21 protein-coding genes are annotated in these 23,956 nt (G+C 64.4%); 8 read left to right on the top strand and 13 right to left on the bottom strand.

Annotation, left to right across the window (positions count from 1 at the left end; translation table 11 throughout):
• The first annotated feature begins 21 nt into the window (after window positions 1-21).
• From J2Z17_RS03405 to ligD, 3 genes are read left to right on the top strand one after another with little or no spacing between them, the layout of a single operon-like run.
• A complete protein-coding gene (locus J2Z17_RS03405; protein WP_209942258.1) occupies window positions 22-309 on the top strand; it encodes a hypothetical protein in 288 nt (95 codons plus the stop codon).
• Entirely contained in the window at window positions 306-1,154 is an 849-nt protein-coding gene (gene ku / locus J2Z17_RS03400) for a non-homologous end joining protein Ku (protein WP_209942256.1), read from the top strand. Before J2Z17_RS03405 ends, ku (J2Z17_RS03400) begins: the two co-directional genes overlap by 4 nt.
• A gap of 2 nt (window positions 1,155-1,156) precedes the next feature.
• On the top strand, window positions 1,157-3,751 hold the full coding sequence (ligD, locus tag J2Z17_RS03395; protein ID WP_209942254.1) for a DNA ligase D: 2,595 nt from the start codon (window positions 1,157-1,159) through the stop codon (window positions 3,749-3,751).
• Between the two features lie 21 nt (window positions 3,752-3,772).
• Here the strand turns inward: ligD and ku (J2Z17_RS03390) are convergent, their stop codons facing one another.
• From ku (J2Z17_RS03390) to J2Z17_RS03330, 13 genes are all read right to left on the bottom strand, one after another.
• Window positions 3,773-4,594: a non-homologous end joining protein Ku gene (ku, locus tag J2Z17_RS03390; protein WP_209942252.1), complete on the bottom strand. Its 822-nt coding sequence runs from the start codon at window positions 4,592-4,594 to the stop codon at window positions 3,773-3,775.
• Window positions 4,595-4,683: 89 nt separating this feature from the next.
• Entirely contained in the window at window positions 4,684-5,802 is a 1,119-nt protein-coding gene (locus J2Z17_RS03385) for an NADH:flavin oxidoreductase/NADH oxidase (protein ID WP_209942250.1), read from the bottom strand.
• 48 nt (window positions 5,803-5,850) lie between these two features.
• Window positions 5,851-6,837, bottom strand: a complete 987-nt coding sequence (locus J2Z17_RS03380; protein WP_209942248.1) for an Ldh family oxidoreductase — start codon at window positions 6,835-6,837, stop codon at window positions 5,851-5,853.
• A gap of 31 nt (window positions 6,838-6,868) precedes the next feature.
• Window positions 6,869-7,630 carry a sulfite exporter TauE/SafE family protein gene (locus J2Z17_RS03375; RefSeq protein WP_209942246.1) on the bottom strand — a complete coding sequence of 254 codons (762 nt, stop codon included), beginning with the start codon at window positions 7,628-7,630 and terminating at the stop codon, window positions 6,869-6,871.
• A gap of 58 nt (window positions 7,631-7,688) precedes the next feature.
• Window positions 7,689-8,837, bottom strand: a complete 1,149-nt coding sequence (locus tag J2Z17_RS03370; protein WP_209942244.1) for a M20 family metallopeptidase — start codon at window positions 8,835-8,837, stop codon at window positions 7,689-7,691.
• The gene (locus tag J2Z17_RS03365) at window positions 8,834-11,215 is read right to left on the bottom strand and encodes a penicillin acylase family protein (protein WP_209942242.1); all 2,382 of its coding nucleotides are present in this window, start codon (window positions 11,213-11,215) and stop codon (window positions 8,834-8,836) included. Before J2Z17_RS03365 ends, J2Z17_RS03370 begins: the two co-directional genes overlap by 4 nt.
• A 9-nt stretch (window positions 11,216-11,224) precedes the next feature.
• Window positions 11,225-12,202, bottom strand: a complete 978-nt coding sequence (locus J2Z17_RS03360; protein WP_209942240.1) for an ABC transporter ATP-binding protein — start codon at window positions 12,200-12,202, stop codon at window positions 11,225-11,227.
• Complete coding sequence (locus tag J2Z17_RS03355) at window positions 12,199-13,197, bottom strand: ABC transporter ATP-binding protein (protein ID WP_209942238.1); 999 nt, start codon at window positions 13,195-13,197, stop codon at window positions 12,199-12,201. Before J2Z17_RS03355 ends, J2Z17_RS03360 begins: the two co-directional genes overlap by 4 nt.
• An 11-nt stretch (window positions 13,198-13,208) precedes the next feature.
• The gene (locus J2Z17_RS03350) at window positions 13,209-13,991 is read right to left on the bottom strand and encodes an SDR family NAD(P)-dependent oxidoreductase (protein WP_209942236.1); all 783 of its coding nucleotides are present in this window, start codon (window positions 13,989-13,991) and stop codon (window positions 13,209-13,211) included.
• 11 nt (window positions 13,992-14,002) lie between these two features.
• Complete coding sequence (locus tag J2Z17_RS03345) at window positions 14,003-14,872, bottom strand: ABC transporter permease (protein ID WP_245223846.1); 870 nt, start codon at window positions 14,870-14,872, stop codon at window positions 14,003-14,005.
• 10 nt (window positions 14,873-14,882) lie between these two features.
• Window positions 14,883-15,803 (bottom strand): ABC transporter permease, encoded by a 921-nt coding sequence (locus J2Z17_RS03340; RefSeq protein WP_209942234.1) that lies wholly within the window; start codon window positions 15,801-15,803, stop codon window positions 14,883-14,885.
• A 30-nt stretch (window positions 15,804-15,833) separates the two neighbouring features.
• Window positions 15,834-17,327: an ABC transporter substrate-binding protein gene (locus J2Z17_RS03335; RefSeq protein WP_209942232.1), complete on the bottom strand. Its 1,494-nt coding sequence runs from the start codon at window positions 17,325-17,327 to the stop codon at window positions 15,834-15,836.
• Between the two features lie 73 nt (window positions 17,328-17,400).
• The gene (locus J2Z17_RS03330) at window positions 17,401-18,336 is read right to left on the bottom strand and encodes a polysaccharide deacetylase family protein (RefSeq protein ID WP_209942230.1); all 936 of its coding nucleotides are present in this window, start codon (window positions 18,334-18,336) and stop codon (window positions 17,401-17,403) included.
• 109 nt (window positions 18,337-18,445) lie between these two features.
• Here J2Z17_RS03330 and J2Z17_RS03325 point away from each other — a divergent pair, with 109 nt between their 5' ends.
• From J2Z17_RS03325 to efeO (J2Z17_RS03305), 5 genes are all read left to right on the top strand, one after another.
• The gene (locus J2Z17_RS03325) at window positions 18,446-19,207 is read left to right on the top strand and encodes an IclR family transcriptional regulator (protein ID WP_209942228.1); all 762 of its coding nucleotides are present in this window, start codon (window positions 18,446-18,448) and stop codon (window positions 19,205-19,207) included.
• Window positions 19,208-19,525: 318 nt separating this feature from the next.
• Window positions 19,526-20,386, top strand: coding sequence for an iron uptake transporter permease EfeU (gene efeU / locus J2Z17_RS03320; RefSeq protein ID WP_209942227.1), 861 nt, complete (start codon window positions 19,526-19,528; stop codon window positions 20,384-20,386).
• Complete coding sequence (gene efeO, locus J2Z17_RS03315; protein WP_209942226.1) at window positions 20,373-21,557, top strand: iron uptake system protein EfeO; 1,185 nt, start codon at window positions 20,373-20,375, stop codon at window positions 21,555-21,557. The genes efeU and efeO (J2Z17_RS03315) overlap by 14 nt, the downstream gene beginning before the upstream one ends.
• Window positions 21,554-22,873, top strand: a complete 1,320-nt coding sequence (gene efeB / locus J2Z17_RS03310) for an iron uptake transporter deferrochelatase/peroxidase subunit (RefSeq protein WP_209942225.1) — start codon at window positions 21,554-21,556, stop codon at window positions 22,871-22,873. The genes efeO (J2Z17_RS03315) and efeB overlap by 4 nt, the downstream gene beginning before the upstream one ends.
• Window positions 22,874-22,918: 45 nt before the next feature.
• Complete coding sequence (gene efeO, locus J2Z17_RS03305; RefSeq protein ID WP_209942224.1) at window positions 22,919-23,755, top strand: iron uptake system protein EfeO; 837 nt, start codon at window positions 22,919-22,921, stop codon at window positions 23,753-23,755.
• Window positions 23,756-23,956 lie beyond the last annotated feature (201 nt).

Genomic DNA, 23,956 nt, shown 5'->3' with positions numbered 1-23,956 from the left:
GGAATGCGGATTGAATCGGGCATGAGCGATAACCCGAAAATTCCCCGCGAGACGACGACATTCGACAGCCGCGACCGGCTGATCCTGGCCCTTTACGCCGAGCTGAAGGCCGAGCGGGAAACGCGGCAATTGCTGGAAGCGGCGATCCGCGACGGCGATGTCTCGCGAGAGGTTCTGTCTGCCATGGCCGCCGACCCGATACCGGTCGTCACCAGCGATGACATCGCGACGATCGAAACCATGCTCGATCGCGACCGGCGCCTGACGGAGCTGGCATCGAAAACGCTCGAGGAGCAATCACCCCGATGACACGACGGGCAAGCTGGAGAGGGCATCTGACGATCGGGGGCCTGAGCTGCGGCATCGGGCTCTATTCGGCGATCAGCGCCGCGGAGAAGATTTCCTTCAACATCATCAACCGCAAGACCGGCAACCGGGTCGAGCGTCAGTTCGTCGACAGCGAAACCGGCAAGCCGGTCGAGCGCGATGCACAGATCCGCGGCTACAAGCTGGATGACGGGGACTATGTGAAGGTCGGCGACGAGGAGCTGAGCGCACTCGTCCCCTCCGGCGACAAGACGCTGGACGTCGAACGTTTCGTGGCCTGCGATGCCATCGACAAGCTCTATTTCGACCGGTCCTATTATCTCGGCCCGACCGACCACGGTGACACGGAAACCCTGTCGCTGTTTGCCAGGGCGCTGTCGAAGAAAAAGGTGGCAGCACTGGCAGAAGCCGTTCTGTTCCGCCGCAATCGCACGCTGTTGATCCGCCCATCTGGCGACACGCTGGTGGCAACGACGCTGAACTTCGACTACGAGGTGCGCTCGGCCACCCGCGCCTTCCAGAGCCTGCCGGACATCAAATTCGACAAGGAGATGCTGGATCTCGCGGGGCATATCATCGAGACCCGCATGGGGCGTTTCGATCCCGCCGACTATACCGACCGCTACAACGACGCGCTCGCCGAGCTGGTGCAGGCCAAGCTTCATGGGCGCAAGCTCAAGAAGCGGGCCGAGCCGAAACATGACAATGTTCTCGACCTGAAGGAGGCCCTGCGCCAGAGCGCCGAGGCCGGCAAAAAGAGCAGGACCAAGCGCACCACGGGCAAGTCTGCTGCTGCGTCCGGCACCAGCCGCCGGAAGGCGGGTTGAGCATGGCCACCCGCACCGCAAGCCGCAAATCTGCCCGCCCTGCTGCCAGCGCCTATGCCGACAAACGCCGTTTCGACAAGACGCCGGAGCCGGAATGGAAGAAAGCGCGGGCCAAGGGCAACAGCTTCGTCGTGCAGAAGCATGATGCGACGCGTCTGCACTACGATTTCCGGCTGGAGATGGACGGCGTGCTGAAAAGCTGGGCTGTGACCCGCGGCCCGAGCCTCGATCCCGCCGACAAGCGTCTGGCCGTGCATGTCGAGGACCATCCGCTGGCCTATGCCGATTTCGAGGGCGTCATCCCCAAGGGCCAGTATGGCGGCGGCACCGTCATAGTCTGGGACCACGGCAGCTGGACGCCGATCGGCGACCTCAAGAAGGCGATGAAGAAGGGGCATCTCGAATTCGAACTCGCCGGCGAAAAGATGAAGGGGCGCTGGCATCTGGTGAAGATGCACACCGAAGGCGAAAAACGGGAGAACTGGCTGCTGATCAAGGGCGAGGACGCCGAGGCGCGTCCCGCCGACGGCGACGCCTTCCTCAGGGACAATCCCCTCTCGGTGAAATCCGGCCGCGATCTTCCGGACGTCCAGGCGGACCCCGATGGCGTATGGAAGAACGGCAAGGACCAGGCGCCAAGCGGCGACGAACAGAAAAAGCCTGTGTCGAAACGCGCCAGGGCCGAAGCGGCATCGAAGGCGAAATCGTCATCCTCGGGCGCCCCGGCAAACGGCAAGACCGGCAAACCGGCCATGCCGAAGGGTGCGCGGAAAAAGGCGCTTCCGGATTTCGTCGAGCCGCAACTGGCAAGCCTGAAACCGCAGCCCCCCAAGGGCGAGACATGGCTGCACGAGATCAAGTTCGACGGCTACCGCATCCAGGCCCGGATCGACAAGGGCAAGGTGACACTTCTCACCCGCTCGGGCCTCGACTGGACGGAGAAATTCGGATCGGACCTCGCCAAGGCTCTTGCCACCCTCGAGGTCGAGACCGCGCTGATCGATGGTGAAGTCGTGGTCGAGCGCGACAGCGGCGCCTCCGATTTCTCCGCCCTGCAGCAGGACCTGAGCGAGGGGCGCACGGATCGCTTCACCTATTATGCCTTCGATCTGATCTACCTCGACGGCCATGGCCTGGAAAACGTGGCGCTGATCGAACGGAAGACATTGCTGCAGGCGCTGGTGACCACGGGTGACAAGCGCATCCGCTACAGCGAGCATTTCGACGAGTCCGGTGGGCTGGTCCTCGACCATGCCTGCCGCCTCAGCCTTGAAGGGGTCATCTCGAAAAAGAGCGACGGCAAATATGTGTCGGGCCGCAAGGGCCAGTGGATCAAGTCGAAATGCTCCGAGCGGCAGGAATTCGTCATCGGCGGTTTCGCGCCGTCGTCGACCGGCGACAACCTGATCGGCTCACTGGCGCTCGGCGTCTACGAGAAGGGCAGGCTTCGGCATGTGGGCCGGGTCGGCACCGGCTTTTCCCGCAGCGTTGCCGAGGATCTGTTCACCCGGCTCGATGCGCTGAAGACCGATGACAGCCCGTTTGCCGAAAAGCTCACGGCCGATGCGCGCCGAGACCTCGTCTATGTCGAGCCCCAGCTATTGGCCGAGGTCGAGTTCCGCGCCTGGTCCGGCGACGGAAATCTGCGCCACGCCTCGTTTCGTGGGCTGCGGGAAGACAAGACGCCGGAACAAGTGACCCGGGAAAGCGACCGATCGGAGAAGAACATGAAGCCGCAGACCGCGATCACGTTCACCCACCCCGACCGGATCTACTGGCCGGACGCGGGCGTCACCAAGGAGGGGCTGGCCGAATATTACGCGCAGGTGTGGAAGCGGATGGCGCCATTCGTCGTCGACCGCCCGCTTGCCCTGCTGCGCTGCCCCGAGGGCATAGACGGCGAAAAATTCTTCCAGAAGCACGGTTGGCGCGGTGTCAACAAGGCCATTCACCAGATCAAGGACCCGAAGGACAAGGAGGGCAAGCCGGCGCTGAAGATCGTCGATTTCGACGGGCTGATGGCGCTTGTGCAATCCGGCGTGCTCGAGATCCATCCCTGGGGCACGACGGTCAAGCACTGGGAAAAGCCCGACATGATCATCATGGATCTCGACCCCGCCGAAGACGTCGCATGGAGTGCGGTGATCGAGGCTGCCGTCGAGCTGAAACGGCGCATCGAGGCCGACGGCCTTGCCGCCTTCGTCAAGACCTCCGGCGGCAAGGGCCTGCATGTCGTCATTCCGCTGGAGCCGAAGGCCGGCTGGGCAAGAGCGAAGGCCTATGCCAAGCGGCTCGCCGAGGATCTGGCCAAGGCCGAGCCCGACCGCTACCTGGCCGTCTCCACCAAGGCCAAGCGCAAGGGCAAGATCTTCATCGACTATCTGCGCAATGGTCGCGGCAATACGGCCGTCGCCCCCTATTCGACGCGCGCACGGCCCGGCGCCGCCGTCTCCATGCCGCTTTCCTGGGACGAATTGTCCAGCGATATCGGTCCGGCGCATTTCACCGTCGAGAACACCCCGACCCGGCTTTCCGCACTGAAGTCCGATCCCTGGGAGAATTTCTTCCGGTCGGCAAAGCCTCTTCCGACAAAATAGGCTGATACCGCAGCGACAGGCTCACGCCTTCTGGCCAGTCTTCTGACCGGCCCGCTTGTCGGCCGCGATGCTCTTTTTCAGCGCTTCTGTGATGTCGATCACATTGGAAGGGGTCTTCTCGGCCTTTTTAGCCGTCTTCTTCTTTGCCGGTTTCGATGACTGCAGCGATTTGATCAGCTTCTGGATCTTTTGCTGTACCGGGTCCTTGACCATGGCGGCCGTCCAGTTCCCGGTCTGCCTGTCGATCAGCGTCTCGATCGTCGAAAGAGCCTTTCGATCGGCCTTCTTGCCGGCATCCAGCTCGGCTTCGGGGTCGCGCACCGTCTCGGCATAGCGCAATGTCCAGAGCACGATGCCCTTGCCCACCGGTTCGAGCAGCACCGCATGTTCACGCCGGTGCAGCACAAGCCTTGCGATGCCGACGACCTTCTTGCTGCGCATCGCTTCGCGGATGACGCTGAAGGCCTCGGTGCCGATCTTGTTTTCCGGCTTCAGGAAATGCGGCCGGTCATACCAGATCCAGTCGATCGAGCCGGCCGGCACGAAGCTTTCTATATCGATGGTGCGGGTGCTCTCCAGCGCCACGCTGTCCAGTTCGTCATCCTCGAGGATCAGGTAGTCGTCACCGCCCTCCTCCTTCGCAAAGCCCTTGACCTGGTTCCGGTCGGCAACGGCACGGTGGGTCTCCCGGTCGATATAGCGGCTTTCGACCCGGTTTCCGGTTTCCTCGTTGAGGATGTGGAAGCGGATCCGTCCCTGTTCGGTGGTCGCGGGCGAGAGAGAAACCGCCGCCGTCACCAGCGACAGTTTCAGATGACCCTTCCAATAGGTATTGCGCGGCATCGCGTCTCTCCAGCAATTGTCGCCAGTTCAACGTTCGGGCGGCCCGCCGGTTGCACCCGCGTTTCTGATGCCGGTGATGATGGATGGCGTCAGACGCCGCGGGCGGCGTTGGAATTGGCGAACAGCCTGGAATGCTCGGCCGGCAGGCCACGCCAGTAGGAGGGCGGCGCGTCGATCGTCTGGCCGAGTGTTGCCGCCGCATGCCAGGGCCAGCGCGGATCGTAGAGAATGGCGCGCCCGAGGGCGATGAAATCGGCCTTCTCCTGCGCGATGATCGCGTCGGCCTGACCGGCCTCGGTGATCAGCCCGACGGAAAATACCGCCATGTCGCTGACCGCCGCCTTCACGCCCTCGGCAAAGGGCACCTGGTAGCCCGGCCCGATGGTGATCTTCTGTTCCGGCACGAGGCCGCCGGAGGACACGTCGATGAAATCGCAGCCGCGCTTTTCCAGTTCCTGCGCCAGGGCGATCGTCTGCTCCAGGTCCCAGCCGTTTTCCATCCAGTCGCTGGCAGAGACCCGCATGCCGACCGGCTTGTCGGCCGGGAACACGGCGCGCACGGCGTCATAGATTTCCAGCGGAAAGCGCATCCGGTTTTCCAGGCTGCCGCCATATTGGTCGGACCGCTGGTTGGAGAGCGGGGACAGGAATTCGTGCAGCAGATAGCCATGGGCGCCGTGCAGCTCGATCCCGTCGATGCCAAGCCTTGCGGCCCGCTCGGCGGCTGCGACGAAACCGTCGCGGATACGCTTCAGACCCGCCTCGTCAAGCGCTGTCGGCGCACGGGTGCCGGATTTGAATGCGATTGCGGAGGGCGCGAAAGTCTCCCAGCCGCCATTGTCGAGGGCAAGCTGTTCGCCACCCTCCCAGGGCAAATGGCTGGAAGCCTTGCGCCCGGCATGACCGAGCTGGATGAACACCGCCGTGTCGTTGACCGCACGCAGGGCCTCCAGGGCGCCCTTGAGCGCCGCTTCCGTGGCGTCGTCATAGAGGCCGAGATCGCCGGGCGTGATCCGGCCGGCCGGTTCGATCGCCGTTGCCTCGATGATCACCATGCCGGCCCCGGAGATCGCAAGCGTGCCGAGATGCACGGTGTGCCAGGCCGTCGCGCAGCCGTTGACCGCCTGATACTGGCACATCGGGGACACGACGATGCGGTTGGCGAGGGTCACGCTTTTCATCGTGGCGGGGGTAAAAAGTCCGGTCATGGGCAAAGGTCCATATGTCAAGGGAAAGGGCGGGTGAAGCGCACGCCGTCAGGCGCGCAGCAATTGCATGACGTCCTCTTCGATGTAGAGGCCGTTTTCAAGGGCGTCGCGGCGGGCGTTCTGTCCGCGACGTCCAGGCAGGCGCGCGCCCGGATCGGAAGTGATCGTCTGCGCCAGCAGAGCAAGCCGGTTCAGCGTTTCCTTGCCGCCGGATGCCTGCGGGTTGATGGCGATGATCGTCTGGCCGAGCGCGGGCGGCGGCCCCTTGTCGTCGAACAGCGAGGTCGCCTGAAAGGCATAATTGGCGCCCGTAAGCCCCGCGGCAAGGATCTCGACCATCAAAGCCAGCGCCGCGCCCTTGGCATCGCCAAGCGGTACCATGGTGCCGTCCATGGCAGCCGACGCATCGGTGGTCGGGCGGCCATCGCGGTCGAGCGCCCATCCCTCCGGGATCGGCTGGTCCTTCTGGCGAGCCGCCATGACCTTGCCGCGCGCGACCTTCGACATGGCGAGATCGATCACGATCGGATCGGCATCGGGCAGCGGGGCTGCAAAGGCGATCGGATTGGTGCCGAAGACCGGCTTCTTGCCGCCCCAGGGCGCCATCGCCGCCGGCGCATTGGCGACCATCAGCGCCACGAGACCGCGTTCGGCAAACCGCTCGACGGTGAGCCCCATGACTCCGGCATGATGCGAGCGACTGATCGCCGCCATGGCGATGCCGGTCCCCCGGGCGATCGACGAGAGGGTTTCGACCGCCAGATCCAGTGCCGGATAGGCAAAGCCGAAGCCGGCATCGATGCGGATCACCGCCTCTGCCGTGGAGGCTGCAACCGGCATGGCGAAGCCGTTGACCTTGCCGGCCAGTGCCTGCCCCGCATAGGCCGGCACGCGGCGAAGGCCATGGCCGCCCTGTCCTGCAGCTTCCGCCGAGACCAGTGCGATTGCGACCGAGCGGGCATTCGCCTCGCTCACCTTGTTCTTTACCAGATTGGCGGCGACCAGATTTTCAGCTTCTGAAACGGAAAGGCGCATGAGGAAAAACCTTCTAGGGGATCCGTCACTTTCACTGCAGCACCACCGGCAGGGCCGGCAGCGCCAGCGAAAGACCGGAGGCGCAGAGCAGGAGAAAAACGATGAACTTCAATGTCCTTGTCGAAATCGGCAGAGGCAGGCGCCGGGCAAGCTGGGTGCCGGCGACAACCGGGATGATGGCCAGAAAGGCCGGCCAGTACGGGCGGTCGGGAAAACTGCCCGCGCTGACGACGATCAGCAGACGCAACAGGGAATTGACCCCGAAGACCGAGACGAGGGTCTGCTTGATCGCGTTGACCGGCAGCGGCTGGCGATAGAAATGATAGACCAGCGGCGGACCGCTGGTGGAGAACAGTCCGCTCATCAGCCCCGAAAGCGTGCCGAAGAACAGGAAGGACGCGGCGCCGCTTTCGATCGGCTCCTTCTTCGGCGGCAGGATCAGCTGGATCGACGAGACGACGATGATCGCGCCGAGGATGATCCGCAGCCAGACAAGCCCCGCTTGCGCCAGATGGTCGAGCAGCAGATAGCCGATCGCCAGCGACGGCAGGCTGCTCATCAGCACCAGCGCCAGTTCCTTGCGCCTCACGTCACCGACGCCCCTGGAGAGCATGACCCCGACATTGATCAGCGCCAGGATGCCGACGACAACGGCCGCATCCTTCAATGGCATCAGGTTGGCGACGCCGACGCCGCCCATGATGACAAGGCCGAGGGCAAAGCCGGTCATGGTCTGCACATAGGCGCCGACGCCGGAAAGCAGCATGAAGAGGATGACCGCGATGACGCTCAAGGGCGTGGCCTCGCGGCAGGGCTTTGAACATGCGGGCCGCGGGCCGCCGAAACGCCCGTCATGGCGCGTCCAGCGTGATCATCAGATTGGCGAGCAGGGCCGTGCGCGGCACCACGCTGCTGACGAGGATGTGCTCGTCGAAGGTATGCGCCCCTGCCCCGTCGGCGCCGAGACCATCGAGCGTCGGCACGCCGAGCGCCGCGGTGAAATTGCCGTCGGAACCGCCGCCGGTCGCCATGCCCTCGAGCGCAATGCCGAGTTCCGCGGCAAGGGCGGCCGTATGTTCGAAAAGGCGTGCGCCTTCCGCCGTCTGGGCAAAGGCCGGGCGGTTCAGCCCGCCGGTCGCCGCGATCTCGATATCGGGATCGACAGGCTTCAGGCCCATCACCGCCGCATGCACGTCATCGGCGGCCGCCGCATCGGGAAGGCGCACGTCGATCTGCATCCGGCATTCCGCCGGAATGGTGTTGCGCCCCGTTCCACCGGTGATCGTGCCGACGGTGACGGTCAATCCGCGCGCGGCATCGTTCAACGCCTCCAGCTCCAGCACGATGCGGGCTGCGGCACGGATTGCCGAACGTCCATCGAGCGGACGCACGCCCGCATGCGAGGCGCGGCCCTTGACCGTGACATCGTACATCGCGACGCCCTTGCGGGCGGTGACGATCTTGCCGCCGTCGCGCGCCGGCTCGACCACCAGCGCATAGGCCGCCTGCCGGGCAAAATCCTCGATCATCGCGCGGGAACTTCTGGAGCCCATTTCCTCGTCCGGCACGAAGACCAGATCGATCGGCAGTTGGGTGCCCTTGCCGACCGCAAGCTTCATCGCCTCCAATGCCATCAGCGCGCCGGACTTCATGTCGTAGACACCCGGTCCGTAGAGCTTGTCGCCCTCGGTCCGGTAAGGCAATGCGCCGTCGAGCGAACCATGGGCATGGACGGTGTCGAGATGGGCAAGGATGAGAATGCTTCTCGCGTTGGAGCCTTCCGCCCGCGGCGAGCGCACGGCAAGGATATCGCCGAAGCCGAGGGTGCCCGGCGTCCGCTCGATGGCAAAACCGAAAGCCCTCGCCTTCGCCTCGACATGATCTGCCAGACGGTTGACGGCATCGGCATCCGCTGTCGGGCTCTCCATGCCGACCCAGAGCGCCAGTTCCGCCAGCAGCGCGTCGAGATCGATATCGGCCGGCGTGACGGAAAGCGTCATGGAAACTCCTGGAGGGACTCGGAGGGAAAGAAGCGGATCAGATGGGCGGTTTCCGCCTCGATCCGCTTGCGGCTATAGAGAAGCGGCACGTAGTCGCCCTTCGACCATGGATCGGAAAGATCGCCATAATGCGGCGAGCGCGGGTCGCCGGACTGGCCGGGCGTGTTGATGCAGACGGAATTGTCCCAGGCGCCGACATCCATCACGAGGCGCACCGAGGCGCCGGAATTGACGCCGAAATCGCTGAGCCGATAGGCCGCATGCATGGGCGTCGAGCGGCTGCCGCCGACACCGAGCGGGCCGACATTCCAGGCGTTTCTGTCCTTGTCCTTGGTGCGGGACGCGGCATGCTCGAACAGCGCCTGATGCAGGTCGCCCCAGCGCCATTCGGTGGTGTCGGCCCCGAGCCGCGCCGCGCAATCCTCCCATCCCCTTTCGAGGGTGGAGAGGATCAACGCGTCGCGGTCCTCATTGCTCCAGAAGTGTTCGGGCTGTTGGAGCAACGAAAGCAGGCGGTCGAAATCTCCGGGCAGCAGCAACTGGCGCAGTTCCTGACCGGGGGCGAAATGGGACAGCAGCCCGGGACGAAGATGCTTCATCCACCAGACTTCGAAGAGCGCGGCAGGCGCACTGCCGGCCTCCAGACGATGGTCCCAGCCGGCAAACAGCGCACGCGCCTGTTCCTGTGCTGCGCTCAGTTTCCGGGTCGCGGCGATCCGTTCGAAGAGGGCGCAGATCAGGTTGGCGGGCCGCGAAAACGTATCCGTCTGCAGCGCCATCGAGCCGGCCAGCGTGTGGCGATGATCGGCGCGAAGCACGGATTTGATCCGGGCCGCACGGCTGCCCTCGGCCCATTCATGGCCGATCGACGGCAGGTCGGGATCACGGTCCGCCGGCAGGTTCATCTCGTTGGCGGAGGCGACAAACCCCTCGCCCGGATTGATGCTGCGCGGCAGTTGATCGGCGGCCAGGAAGCCCGCCCATTCATGGGTGCCGTCGCCCGGCACGGGCAGCAGGCCATGCCAGTTGGGCCGGATGGGCGTGAAGCCTGCCGTGAACCAGCCGATATTGCCCTCGATATCGGCGCTGACATGGTTGACTGAGGGGGTGCCCCAGCGGCCGAGCGTCTCGCCGAAGGCCGCGACCGAGCCTTTGCGCATATAGGCGAGGCTACCGAGATAGGCGGCCGATCCGGGCTCCATCCACACCGTGCGCATGGCGATCGCGATGTTCTTCTTCGTGTCTTCGTAGAGCACCGGTCCATGGCGGGTAAACGACAGCGTCAGCCACTGGGTCGGATGGCCCTTGACGGCAAAGCTCTCGACAAAGCGGCGGATCTTCTCCGTCTCGCCGTTATAGCGATAGAGGTCCGGATTGGCGCGACCGGTCTTGTAGACATAGATGTCTTCCTGGTCAGCGCCGAAGATCGTCAGCCCGAAGGCATTGGTCTCGTTGTGGCCGATCGACACGCCGGGCACCGACGGTTCGCCGGCGCCGATGACATTGATCCCCGGCGCTTCCAGATGCACCAGATAGCGCAGCGACGGCACGGCATGCGCCCGGTGCGGATCGCTGGCGAGGATCGGCCGGCCGCTTTCGGTGCGGCTGCCATGGACGGCCCAGTTGTTCGAGCCTTCCTCGGCGCTGCGCTGGACGATATCGCCGAGATCGGTCACCTCGCTCCAGCTCCAGGCCTCCTCGAGCGTCGCCTCGAGCCGGGCCGTCTCGAAGGTGACGGGCGCGGTTGCCAGCTTGAACAGTCGCGTGGCTTCCAGCGGAATATCGGCAGGATTGATGCCGTTCGGCACCTTCACATCGACCGGCGGATCGATCTCGAAACGCAACAGGTCGGTTTCAGCGTCGGCCATGGCCATGACATTGGCCCGCAGGATTTCAGACACGCCGTTGCGGGTCAGCGCATGCGAGCGGATGCGCACGACATCCACCGCCTGCCAGCAGGACGGGCGCGTGCCGAACAGGGCAAATTCCGGCGGCAGGCGCGCCGGCTCGGTCCTGCAAAGCCCGATATAGGCGTTGATGCCGGCGGCAAAGGCGCGGGCGATTTCCCAGGTGTCCTCGGCATAGGCGGCCCATTCGGCCTCCATGTCGCCACGGTAGAGGAAATGCCGGGCGGCATGGTCCTGCGCCAGATAACCGGGGCCGAAATCGATTGCGAGCAGGCCGAGACCGCGCTTGCGCCAGAGATCGAGCTGCCAGAGCCGGTCCCTTGCCGCATTGAACCCCTGAAGGAAGAACAGATCCTGGTCGTTGGCCGCTCGGATATGCGCGATACCCCAGGGATCGACGCGGATTTCCGCTTCCGCGGTCAGCCCGGTCAGGTGAATGTCTTCTTCGGTCTCGGGTTCGCGTCTCGTCATGTCAGGGTCTCACGCGTGATGGCAGGCGACGAGGGCGCCGTCCGGCCGGGGTGTGAGTTCGGGGCGGATGTTGGAACAGATCTCGGTCGCCATCGGGCAGCGGGTATGGAAGGCGCAACCCGACGGTATATTGGCCGGGCTCGGCAGCTCGCCCGACAACATGAAACGCTCCTTGTCGCGCTGGGCGACGGGATCGGCTTCGGGCACGGCCGACATCAGCGCCCGGGTGTAGGGGTGCTTCGGCTCGGCAAAGAAGGTGGACCGGTCGGCAATTTCGACGAAACGGCCGAGATACATCACCACGACGCGGTCGCAGATATGGCGCACGACCGACAGGTCATGGGAGACGAAGAGATAGGAGACCCCGGTGCGCTTTTGCAGGGCAACCAGGAGGTTGAGGATCTGCGCCCGCACCGAAACGTCCAGCGCCGACACCGGCTCGTCGCAGATCACCAGATCCGGCTCGAGCGCCAGCGCCCGCGCGATCACCACGCGCTGGCGCTGGCCGCCGGAAAACTGGTGCGGATAGCGGTCCGCCTGCTCGGGGCGCAGCCCGACCTGGGTCAGTAATTCGCCGACCTTCTGCTGCAACGCCTTGCCGCTGGCGATGCCGCGCACCTTCAGGGGTTCACCAATCGTCGCACCGATCGTCGAGCGCGGATCGAGTGACAGGGCGGGATCCTGGAAGATCATCTGCACCTTGCGGCGAATGTCGTTCAGCTGTTTCGGCGTTGCCCCGACGACCTCCTCGCCGGCCACCTTGACGCTGCCGGAGACCGGCGCCTGCAGGCCGACAATGGTGTTGGAGAGTGTCGACTTTCCGCACCCGGATTCGCCGACAAGCGCCACCGTCTCGCCGCGACCGATCTGCAGGCTGACGCCGTTGACCGCCTTGACCACGGCGCCGGACTTGCCGAGCAGACCGGAACGGCCGCCGAAATGCACGGCGACGTCGGTCAGTTCGAGAACCGTCTGCACCTCCTTCATGCCGCCACCTTCGCGATCTCGCCGATCCGGTCGATGTGCCAGCAGGCGGACCGATGGCCACCGCCGCAATCGATCAGCGGCGGCTGTTCGGCCCGGCACTTCTCGGTCACCAGCGGACAGCGATCGGCAAAACGGCAGCCGACGCCGAACTCGTTCGGCGTCGGCACCGTGCCCTCGATGGTCGCGAGGTCCGCCTTGGGCGCGTCATCGAGAGTGGGAACACTGGCAAGCAGAAGGGCCGTGTAGGGGTGTCTGGGGGCGGCAAACAGCGCGTGCACGGGCGCGATCTCGGCGATCCGCCCGGCATACATGACCGCGACATCGTCGGCGATGTCGGCGACGACGCCCATGTCGTGGGTGATGATCACGATCGCCGTGCCGCGGTCGGAGACCAGCGCCTTCATCAGGTCGAGGATCTGTGCCTGGATGGTGACGTCGAGCGCCGTGGTCGGCTCGTCGGCCACCAGCACGCGCGGATCGTTGATCAGCGCAATCGAGATCATGATGCGCTGGCACATGCCGCCCGACAGCTCGAAAGGATACTGGTGCAGCCGGCGGTCCGGATCCGGAATGCCGACATCGGCCAGCATCTGCCGCGCCCGGTCATAGGCGTCGGCACGGGAGACCTTGTTGTGGGTCTGATAGGCAGCAGCGATCTGCGCGCCGACCGTGGTCAGCGGATCGAGCGAGGCCGACGGTTCCTGGAAGATGATCGAGATGTCCTTGCCGCGCGCCTTGCGGTAGGCACGCTCCGACAGAGCCGTCAGCTCCTGCCCGCCCAGCCGGATGGTGCCGCCTGCCCGCCTGGCCGCCGGCGGCAGAAGACCGAGCATGGAATAGGCGGTCAGCGACTTGCCGCACCCGGATTCGCCGACCAGCGCCATGACCTTGCCCGGTGCGACGGTAAACGAGACACCGTCGACGACGGGCGCACCGCCGATCTCGATCGTCAGGTCGTCCACCGACAGCAAGGGGGTGATCGCAGCGTTATCCATCACGAGTTCCCTCAGCCTCCGGTCGAAGCGGGTTCGGGCCGCTTGTAGTTGCCGATCGAATTGCCGCCGTCGACCGAAAGCACGGCTCCGGTAATGAAGGCCGCCTTGTCGGAGCAGAGATAGGCGATGGCACCCGCCGCGTCGTCGGGACCGCTGGCGCGGCCGAGCGGAATATTCTTCAGCATGTTGGCGACGTAATCGTCCGACAGCTCGGAGACTTCCGATCCCGGCGCAAAGCCCGGCTCGACCACGTTGACGCGGATGCCGTGATGGGCAAGCTCCATGGCAAAGCCCTTCGACAACCGCTCGATCGCGGTCTTGGAGGTGCAGTAGGGCACGGAGTTCTGGTTCATCTTGCGCGCGGCGCCGGAGGAGATGTTGATGATCGAACCCTGCTTCTTCTCCGTGATCATCAGCTTGGCCATTTCGCGGCTGAGCACGAAGGGCGCCCGCAGATTGACGCCGAAGACCCGGTCCCAGTCGGACAGATCCATGTCGAGCAGGCCGAAGCGGGTGTAGATGCCGGCATTGTTGACCAGGATGTCCGGCGCCTTCCATTCGCGGCGCACATGGTCCACCAGATCAAGCATCGACGCATCGCTGGTGAGTTCGGTCGCGTGCAGCAGGGTCGTCTTCGGATCGAGCGCAAGGTCGGCGGCGACTTTCTCAAGCGCCTCCATGCGAATGTCGGAGAGGCAGAGCGTGGCGCCACGGGCGGCGAAATAGCGCGCGATCCAGCCGCCGAAAATGCCCGCCGCTCCGGTGATCACCATCGTCTTGTCTTGAAATTCCATTGGATCACACCTCAGCGGGAACGGGAGCGCGGGTCGAGCTGGTCACGCAACCAGTCGCCGAGCACGTTGACGGAAAAGACGAGCAGGAAGAGGAAGGCGCCGGGAACGGCGACGATCCACCAGGCCCGCTCGATATACTGGCGGCCGACGCTCATGATCGACCCCCAGGAGGACGAAGGCGGCTGAATGCCGAGGCCGAGAAAGGACAGGCCGGATTCCATCAGGATCATCAGGCCAAATTCCGAGGTCGCGACGATCAGCAGCGGACCGGCGATGTTCGGCAGGATATGGTGGAAGAGGATGCGGGCCGCCCCTGCTCCGGCAAGCTCGGACGCCTTGATGAACGGCAGGCCGGAGACCTGCAGCGTCTGGGCATAGGCGACACGCGTGTAGCGCGGCCAACGGGTCAGGCCGAGCACCAGGACGAGCTTGAAGAAGCCGGGCCCAAGCACCGCCACCGTCAGCACGGCAAGCAGCACGGCGGGGATCGACATCATGATGTCGACGAGCCGCATGATGACGGTCTCGACCCAGCCGCGGAACCAGCCGGCAATCATCCCGAGCGACACGCCGACAAGGGTGGAGACGACCACGGAGAGGACGGCGACCGACAGCGAGACACCGGCACCGTAGAGCGTGCGCGACAGCAGATCGCGACCGAGATCGTCGGTGCCAAGCAGATAGGTGATGCCGCGATAGACGTAGCCCGGCGGCTTCAGGCGGGCCAGCAGCGCCTGCTTGTTCGGATCCTGGGGCGCGATCCACGGGGCGAAAACCGCCATCGCGACGATGACGACGAGGATCACCGAGACGACGATCACCGAGAGAGGCACGCGGCGGATGCGACCGGCAAAGGTCGCGAGTGCGGAGCTGCTCATCATCGGGCGCCTCTCATCGGACCAGCCGGATGCGCGGATCGACGACGACATAGACGAAGTCCGCCGCAACGCTGGTCAGCACATAGACAAAGGAAATCAGAAGCACGATCACCTGGACCACCAGGAAGTCGCGCGACTGGATGGACTGGATGGCCAGCTGCCCGATGCCCGGCCAGGCAAACACCGTCTCGATGATCACGGCGCCGGCGAGCAGATTGCCGATCTCCAGCGCTGCGATGGTGATCACCGGGATCGAGGCATTGCGCAGCACATGGCGGCGCACCACCTGCGCGCCCGAAAGCCCGCGCGCCCGTCCGGCCCGGACATAATCCTTGGACAGCTCGTCGATGATGGCGATGCGGGTCATGCGGGCAAAGGTCGACATCGAGATCGCCCCGAGCGCGATCGACGGCAGGATGAGGGCGGCGAAATCGCCGGCCCCCGAGGTCGGCAGCCAGCGCAGGGTCACGCCGAAGACGAAGATCAGCAGGATGGCCGACAGGAAGGTCGGCACGCTCTGGCCGGTGACGACGAGCGCGGTCAGCGCCCGCTCGACGACACTGCCGCGCATGGTCGCCATGACGATGCCTGCGGGGATGCCGACGCCGAGTGCCACCACCAGCGCGCCGGCGGCAAGCTCGATCGTATAGGGAAGCCTGGAGGCGACGATGTCGAGCGCCGGGACCCGCTGGACGACGGACACGCCGAAGTCGAGATGCGACAGCCCCTGGAGATAGTCGAGATACTGCACCCAGATCGGCCTGTCGAAGCCGAGCTGATGGCGCAGATTGGCAATCATTTCGGCAGAGGCATCCTGGGGGACCAGAAGCAAGGTCGGGTCCCCCGAAAGGTGCATGATGACGAAGACGATCGTGAGAACGCCGAAGATCGCGATGACGGCCTGTATCAGTCGTTCGACGGCGTATCTCAACATGTCGTCTGGTCCCCTCCCCGCTTCGAGGCCTTACTGCTTCCAGCTCATGTCCATGACGAACATCGCCTCGTTGGCAGAGGGCTTCCAGTCCAGGCTCTTCGAGGCGCCATAGAGCGCATAGACCTGGTAGAGGCCGAGGCCGGGCACGTCCTGGCGCAGGATCTCGTAGGCCTTGGCGTAGAGGTCCTTGCGTTCGTTCACGTCGAGCGTCGAGCGGGCCTTGTCGACCAGTTCGTCATATTTCGGGTTGCTGTACTTGGCCCAGATGCTGCCCGAGCGGTAGAGCGGGTAGATGATGCCGTCGGCATCCTGGCAGGCGCAGGACCATGCGCCGATCGCAAGGCTGCCGGCATTGTCCGCATCGCCCTGGCGGCGCTTCAGGAAGGTCGCCTGGTCGCTGGAGGAGATCGACACGTCGAGGCCGACATCGTTCAGCATCTGCTGGATGGCTTCCACCATGGCGCGGCTATAGGAAGGCGAGGTCAGGAATTCGAGCTTGCCACCTTCGGCACCGGCTTCCTTGATCAGTTCCTTGGCCTTTTCCGGGTTGTAGTCATAACCCTTGACCTGGTCGGTGTAACCGAAGATCGGCTCGGCACCCATGACATTGACCGGCTTGCCGTAGCCTTCGAGAAGGGCGTCGACGAGGCCCTGCTTGTCGATCGCATAGGCAATCGCCTCGCGGACCTTCAGGTCCTTCGTCGCGCCGGCTTCGGCGTTGATATAGAGATAGCCGACGCGTTCCGTCGGAACGGACAGAAGCTGGGTATCGGACGCGGTCTTGACGCTGTCGGTCTGGTCCGGCGGCACGTCGCGGATCAGGTCGGCCTTGCCGGTCTTCAGGTCCGCGATGCGGGTCGAGACGTCCGGCACGGCGCGGAAGACGACATGGGCAAAGGGCGGCTTGCCGCGCCAGTAATTGTCATAGGCGTCGAGATCGGTCTCGATGCCCTTCTTCCATTCGGTGACCTTGTAGGGGCCTGAGCCGAGCGGCTTCAGGTTGAATTCCTGGTCGCCGACCTTCTCGACATAGGCCTTCGGCACGATCGAGAGCTTGACCAGCTGGGCAAGCAGCGCCGGATAGGCCGATTTCGTCGTCACCTTGACGGTCGTCGGATCGACGACTTCGGCCTTGTCGATCTGGTTGAACTGCGACAGCTGCGGGCTCTTCAGGGCCGGATCGATGATCCGGTTGATCGAGAAGGCGACATCGTCGGCCGTCAGCTTGGAGCCGTCCTGGAAGGTGACGTCGTCGCGGATCTTGAAGGTGATCGTGGTGTCATTGTCGTAGGTCCACTTGGTGGCGATCTGCGGCACGATCTCGCCCGAGGCGTCACGGGTCAGCAGATTGTCGAAAATGTTGCGATAGACGCTGTAGCTGTCGGTGTTCCACTGCAGATGCGGGTCCAGCGTCGCCGCATCATTGGGCAGGTCGATGGTCAGCGTGTCCTTGGCCTCGGCAAAGGCCGCGGACGCCAGAAGCGCCACGGCCATCGCGGCGATAGTCGCGAAATTCTTTTTCATCTGTTCTTCACCCTCTCTTTTTTCGTTGGTACTCAACTTGTCGAATTATCGTCCATCGGCGCGGACGCCGTCGTCATGGTGATGCGGATTCAAGCGTTTTCAAGTTGCACTCGTCCGCACAGTAGCGCGCGATCTCCTCATGCGTCGCAAACCAGACACTGCCCTTCGAGCGTGCCAGACGGATGATCTCGTCCAGAATGAAGATCCGCGAGCGGTGGCCGACGTGATGGGGATGCATGGTCAGCTGGAACAGGCCGCCTTCCTGATAGGCCATTTCCAGCTCGCGGCGGAAGATGTCGAGCACCATGGCCGGTCCGCCATAGGGCCGGGCACCGGCCAGGCGGTCCATCGCCACATAGGGCGCATCATCGCGGATCCACTCCACCGGGATCTCGACGATACCGGTCGGCTGGTCACCGTCCATCAGTTCGTAAGGGTCGTCATCGGCCATCAGCGAGCTGTCGTAGAGCAGGCCGAGCTCGCGGGCGATGTCGAGCGTCGCAGGGCTGAAATCCCAGGAAGCCGTGCGCATTCCGACCGGACGGATGCCGGAAATCTTCTCCAGCATGTCGGCGGCGCGCAGCGTCAGGTCACGCTCGGTGGTCCCGTCGAGACGGGAATTGAATTCGTGGATCCAGCTGTGAATGCCGATCTCGTGGCCGGCGTCGATCACGGTGTTGACCTCGGCTTCATTGATCATCGCCGAGACGGCCGGCATGAAGAAAGTGGCCGGAACCGAGTATTTCTGCAGCACGTCGAGAATGCGCGGCGTGCCGCGGCGGGCGCCGTACTGGCCCTGGCTCAGCCGCCCGACCGACAGGCCGCCATTGCGCAATTCGAAGGTTTCATGGTCGCTGTCGAACGAAATGGCGACTGCCATTTTTGCGCCGTTCTTCCATTCGACAGGCTTCAGCGACTGTCCTGCGCGTGCCTGCCCGATCTTCGTGCGCCAGACATCCTCGCCCCATTGCCAGGGCTTGAGCTGGTCGTGCCCGTCCGTAACGCTCATCGACAACCTTCCTGCCTGCGATTCGACTGCGAACGCCGCAGTTTCGCCATTGATGAAAAATTGTTACAAGCCTAGCAATTGATCATCAATCGAGGTTTCGTTCACATATATGAACTCCGAGGTCAAAAGCGCCGGGCGCATCCTGGACCTGATCGAATATCTCGCGGCACGGCGTGAAGCCGTGGCGCTGGCACAGATCATTCGCGATCTCCAGCTGCCGAAATCGAGCGCCCATGCGCTGATCCAGACCCTTGCCGCGCGTGGCCATCTGGCCCAGGACGACAAGGGAAAATACGTGCTTGTCGAGCAGAGCCGGCACGGCTTCCCCTTTCACCGCAACGAGGAACCGCTGGTCGTTACCGCCATGCCGGTGATGGAGGCGCTGCGCGACCAGTCGGAGGAAACCGTGATGCTCTCGACCATGAATGCCTATTGCGAAATCCGCCGACTGGCTAAATGCGTGAGCCGCCAGCCGGTACACTACAATGTCAGCCTGGATGCCGCGATCACGCCCCATTGCACCGCCACCGGCCGCATCCTGCTCGCTTATCAGCCGAAAGAGGCCGTCGACGCCTATTTCGGCCGCATGCAGCTGCTGAGCTATACCCGCTACACGATCACCGATCCGGACGCCTTGCGGAACGTGCTGAAAAAGGCGCGCCGCGACGGTTATGCGCTCAACGATCAGGAATTCATCACCGGCTCGACGGGGATCGCCGCACCAATATTCGACGAGAAGGGTGCCGTCGTCGCCGCCCTCAATCTCGGCACCCTGACGACGCGCTACCTGGAAAAGCAGGATCTGCTGATCCTGATGGTGCGCGACGCGGCGCACAAGGTGAGCAAGGCGCTGGGCTATGCGGCCGGGTAAGCCCCCTGCCCGTGCAGGACAGCATGTCGCGGCTGATCTTTGCAGAACGGCCAAATTTTAACTTGACTGGCGCCTTCATGATAATAGTTTGGCGCCGCTGACCGTGGCCACCCCGCCTGTCACAGGCGCTCTGTCCCTGTCCGGCGACCCTGCGTCACTGGCTTCCTCCGGCGCTTGGCCGACGACGCGCTCGCGCGCTGCCGTTGCCAACCATGCTCCTTCAGGAGCTTCCCGCCCGCTTGACGGCGGGACGGACCAAGCCGGCGCGATTGAAAACGCCCGGACCTCGTCCGGGTGTCGAGACTTTGAGGACCTGGAATGCTCGCCCCCTTTCTGATCATGTTGCGCGAAGGCATCGAAGCCGCGCTGATCACCGGCATCATCGCCAGCTATCTTCGTCATTCCGGCCGCAGCCAATGGCTTCCCGCCGTCTGGATCGGCGTCTTCCTGGCGATCGCGGTCTCGCTGTTCGTCGGCGCCGTGCTGCAGCTGGTCAGCGCCGAGTTCCCGCAAAAGGCCCAGGAACTGTTCGAGGCCTTTGTCGGCCTGATCGCCGTCGTCGTGCTGGTTTCCATGGTCACCTGGATGCGCAAGGCGGCGCGCACGATGAAGGCCGGCCTGCAGGGCTCGGTCGACCAGGCGCTGGCCCAGGGATCCGGCGCCAGTCTCGCGCTGATCGGCATGGTGTTCTTCTCGGTTGCCCGCGAGGGCGTCGAATCGGTTTTCTTCCTGCTCGCCGTCTTCCAGCAGAGCCAGGGCATGGCAGCCCCGCTGGGGGCATTGCTCGGCATGGTCGTCGCGCTCATCATCGGCCTTGCGATCTACGGCTTCGGCGTGCGGATCAACCTGCGCCGCTTCTTCCAGTGGACCGGCCTGTTCATCCTGGTCGTCGCAGCCGGGCTGCTCTCGGCTGCGATCGGCAGCCTGCATGAAGCCGGCCTCTGGAACGGGCTGCAGACGCCCGCCTATGATCTCAGCCACGCGCTTCCCGTCTCCAGCCTTTTCGGGACCTTGCTGTCCGGCGTGTTCAATTACCAGGAGGCCCCCACCATCGGCCAGTCGATCGCCTGGGGCCTGTTCCTTGCCATCACCTTCTTCCTGTTCCTGCGGCCGGTGCGCGTCTCCGGAGAAAAGCCGCTGACCCCCGCCGCCGGAGAGCCGCAGAATGTCCGTGTCTGACCAGAACCAACCCTCGCGCGGCCTGATGGTTGCAGGCGTGGCGGGCGCAGCCGTGCTAGCCCTTGCCGCCGGCGCCGCCTTCTTCTTTGCCACGGTCAAGAACCAGGCCGTCACCAGCGGGCGCAAGGGGCTGGAGGTCCGGGTGACCGCCAATGCCTGCGATCCCGCCGACATCACGGTTGCCGCCGGCACCCGCACCTTCGACGTGTTCAACGCCTCCGACCGTCCGGTCGAATGGGAAATCCTCGATGGCGTCATGGTGGTCGCCGAGCGCGAGAACATCGTGCCGGGCATTCGCCAGAGCGTCACCGCCACTCTGGCGCCGGGCGATTACGAGATCACCTGCGGCCTGATCTCCAATGCGCATGGCACGCTGCATGTCACGCCCTCGAAAGAATATGCGAAAGCAGCCAGCACGCTTGGCCTGCGCGACTATCTGGGCCCGCTCTCCGAATACAGGGTCTACCTGGCGCTGCAGGGCAAGGCAGCGGTCGACGCGGCCAAGGCGCTGGCCGATGCCATCCATGCCGGCGATCTCGACAAGGCCCGCACGCTCTACGAACCCGCCCGCGTGCCGTTCAAACATATCGAACCGGTCGCCTTCCGCATGTCGGATTTGGAAAATTCGATCGACGCGACCGCCGACTATCTGGAAAAGCGCGAGGACGATCCGGAATTTTCCGGCTTCCATCGCATCGAATACGGCCTTTACGAGCAGAATTCGCTGGATGGCCTCGGTGCCATCGCGGACCGGCTGGTGGCTGACATGACGCTGCTTTCGGCCCGGCTGAAAGCGCTGAAGCTCGACCCGGCAATGCTGATCGCGCTGCCCGGCGGTATGGCCGATCATCTGCTGCAGGGCCGGATCGAAAAGGGCGAGGACCATTATGCCCGCACCGATCTGGCCGATCTCGAAGCCAGTCTCGACGGGATCGACAAGGTCGCCGGCCTGTTGCAGGCCGTCAGCGCCAATGTCGACCCGACGCTTGCGGACGAGATGACGACGGCCATGACCCAGGCCCGGGATATGCTCGCCTCGCTGAAGACCGGCGACCATTACCCGCCCTATGACACCGTCGACAAGGCGGCCCGCGAGCAACTGGCAAAGGCAGTGCAGACGCTTGCCGAAACCTATGCCAGGCTCGAGGGCACGATCGGAGTAGGCGCATGACCGACCGGCGCGATCCCGACAGGACGGCCGCAAGCGGTTGCCCGTTTGCCAGCAGCCGGCGGCAATTGCTGCTCGGGCTGGGGTCTGCCGCCGGCGGCGCGCTGGCGCTCTCCGTCGGCGCGGCCAAGGCCGAGGGCACCGACGGCCATCAGGTGACCGATGCGCCGGCCGGCGACAGCCAGCAGGCGCAGGTCGTTCCCTTTTACGGCCCTCACCAGGCCGGCATCGTCACGCCACGCCCGGAGGCGGGCCTGATCGTCTCCTTCACCGTCGTCGCCCAGACCCGCGACGAGGTCGAGGACCTGTTCAGGCGGCTCACCGAGCGCGCGGTCTTCCTGACCTCGGGCGGCAAGGTGCCGGATGTCGATCCGAAGCTGCCGCCCGTCGAATCGGGCATTCTCGGCCCCGATATCGCCGCCGACGCACTGACCGTCACGGTCGGGCTCGGCAGTTCCTTCTTCGACGACCGTGACTGGCTGAAACCGCTGAAGCCGAAGCGGTTGAAGACCATGGTCGAATTTCCCAACGACGCGCTCGACCGCGACCTCTGCCACGGCGACCTGTCGATCCAGTTCTGCGCCAACCGTGCCGACGTCAATATCCACGCGCTGCGCGACCTGATGAAAAACCTGTCCGATCATCTGGTGATCCGCTGGATGCAGGCGGGCGACGTGCCGGTGATCCCGCCGAAACCCGATGGATCGAGCGAGAGCGCGCGCAATTTCCTCGGTTTTCGCGACGGCACCGCCAATCCGGATGCCGGCGACACGGCGCTGATGGACCGGATCGTCTGGGTCGAGGCGGGCAAGGACGAGCCCGAATGGGCCAAGGGCGGCAGCTACCAGGCGGTGCGGATCATCCGCAATTTCGTCGAGCGCTGGGACCGCACGCCGCTGCAGGAGCAGGAAACCATATTCGGTCGCCAGAAGGCGAGCGGCGCGCCCTTCGGCGGCAAGGTCGAGAGCGACCTGCCCGACTATGCAGGCGATCCGGACGGCAGACTGACGCCCCTCGACAGCCATATCCGGCTTGCCAATCCGCGCACCGCCGACACGCAAGCCAATCTGATCCTGCGCCGGCCGTTCAACTACTCGAACGGCGTTACGAAATCCGGCCAGCTCGATCAGGGCCTGCTGTTCATCGCCTATCAGGCCGATCTCGATCAGGGCTTCATCACCGTCCAGAACCGCCTGAACGGCGAGCCGCTGGAGGAGTATATCAAGCCCGTCGGCGGCGGCTATTTCTACGTTTTACCGGGTGTCTGCTGTCCCGGGGACTATCTGGGCAAGACCATGATGGAAACCCTGCGGGCCTGACATCGAGGCACCCGGCCCCGACTGTATTCCAAGGAGACAGATTTCATGAATTTCAGACACATCCTCGCCGCAAGCGCCCTTGCCTCGGTTATCGCGGCCCCCGGCATGGCGCTTGCCGCCGGCAGCAGTGAGGCCAGCCTCGACCTCGTTCAACCCTTGAGCGACTACAAGATCTACGTTGCCGAAAAGACCGCCGAACTGGTCAAGGACACGCAAGGCCTTGTCGAGGCGGTCAAGGCCGGCGATGTCGACAAGGCAAAATCGCTGTTTGCCCCGACCCGCACCAGCTATGAGGCGATCGAGCCGATCGCCGAACTGTTTGCCGATCTCGACGGGTCGATCGACGCGCGCGCCGACGACTACGAAAAGGGCGAGAAGGACCCGACCTTTACCGGCTTTCACCGGATCGAATACGGCCTCTGGAAGGAAAACTCCACCGACGGAATCAAGGACTATGCCGACAGGCTGATGGCCGACGTCCAGGATCTGAATGACCGGATCAACAAGCTGACCTTCCCGCCCGAGGCCGTGGTCGGTGGCGCAGCCGCGCTGATGGAAGAGGTCGCCGCCACCAAGATCTCCGGCGAGGAAGACCGCTACAGCCGTACCGACCTGTGGGATTTCGAGGCGAATTTCCAGGGCGCGGAAAAGATCTTCGATCTGTTGAAGCCGCTGATTGCCAAGGACGATCCGGATTTCGTCAAGAAGGTCGACGGCAATTTTTCAACTGCCGGCGAAACGCTTGCCAAATACAAGACCGACAATGGCGGCTTCGAAAGCTACGAGAAGCTGACCGACGCGGACCGCGCCGTGCTGTCGACCAAGGTCAACACGCTGGCGGAGGATCTGTCGACCCTGCGTGGCAAGCTCGGTCTCGACTGAGCCGGACCGGCATCACCGGAGAATTTGCGGGCGGCCTTCGGGTCGCCCGTTTTCGTTGACGGCGAGATCCGACAAAGAAAGGCCCCGGCGCATTTGCGCGCCGGGGCCCTCCGAGACGCCCCGGGGGGCAGGAAGCTGGGGCGGTGGGGTGTCCTGGAGGCGGTGCCGGCTGTCGCGCGGGAGGTGGGCGGCGGGTGCCGG

Origin of the sequence: Heterorhizobium halophytocola, from assembly GCF_017873095.1 — a bacterium.
In the GTDB taxonomy this organism is placed as follows: domain Bacteria; phylum Pseudomonadota; class Alphaproteobacteria; order Rhizobiales; family Rhizobiaceae; genus Allorhizobium; species Allorhizobium halophytocola.
The sequence above is the reverse complement of the archived record's forward strand: the minus strand, read 5'-3'. Positions and strand labels throughout refer to the sequence as shown.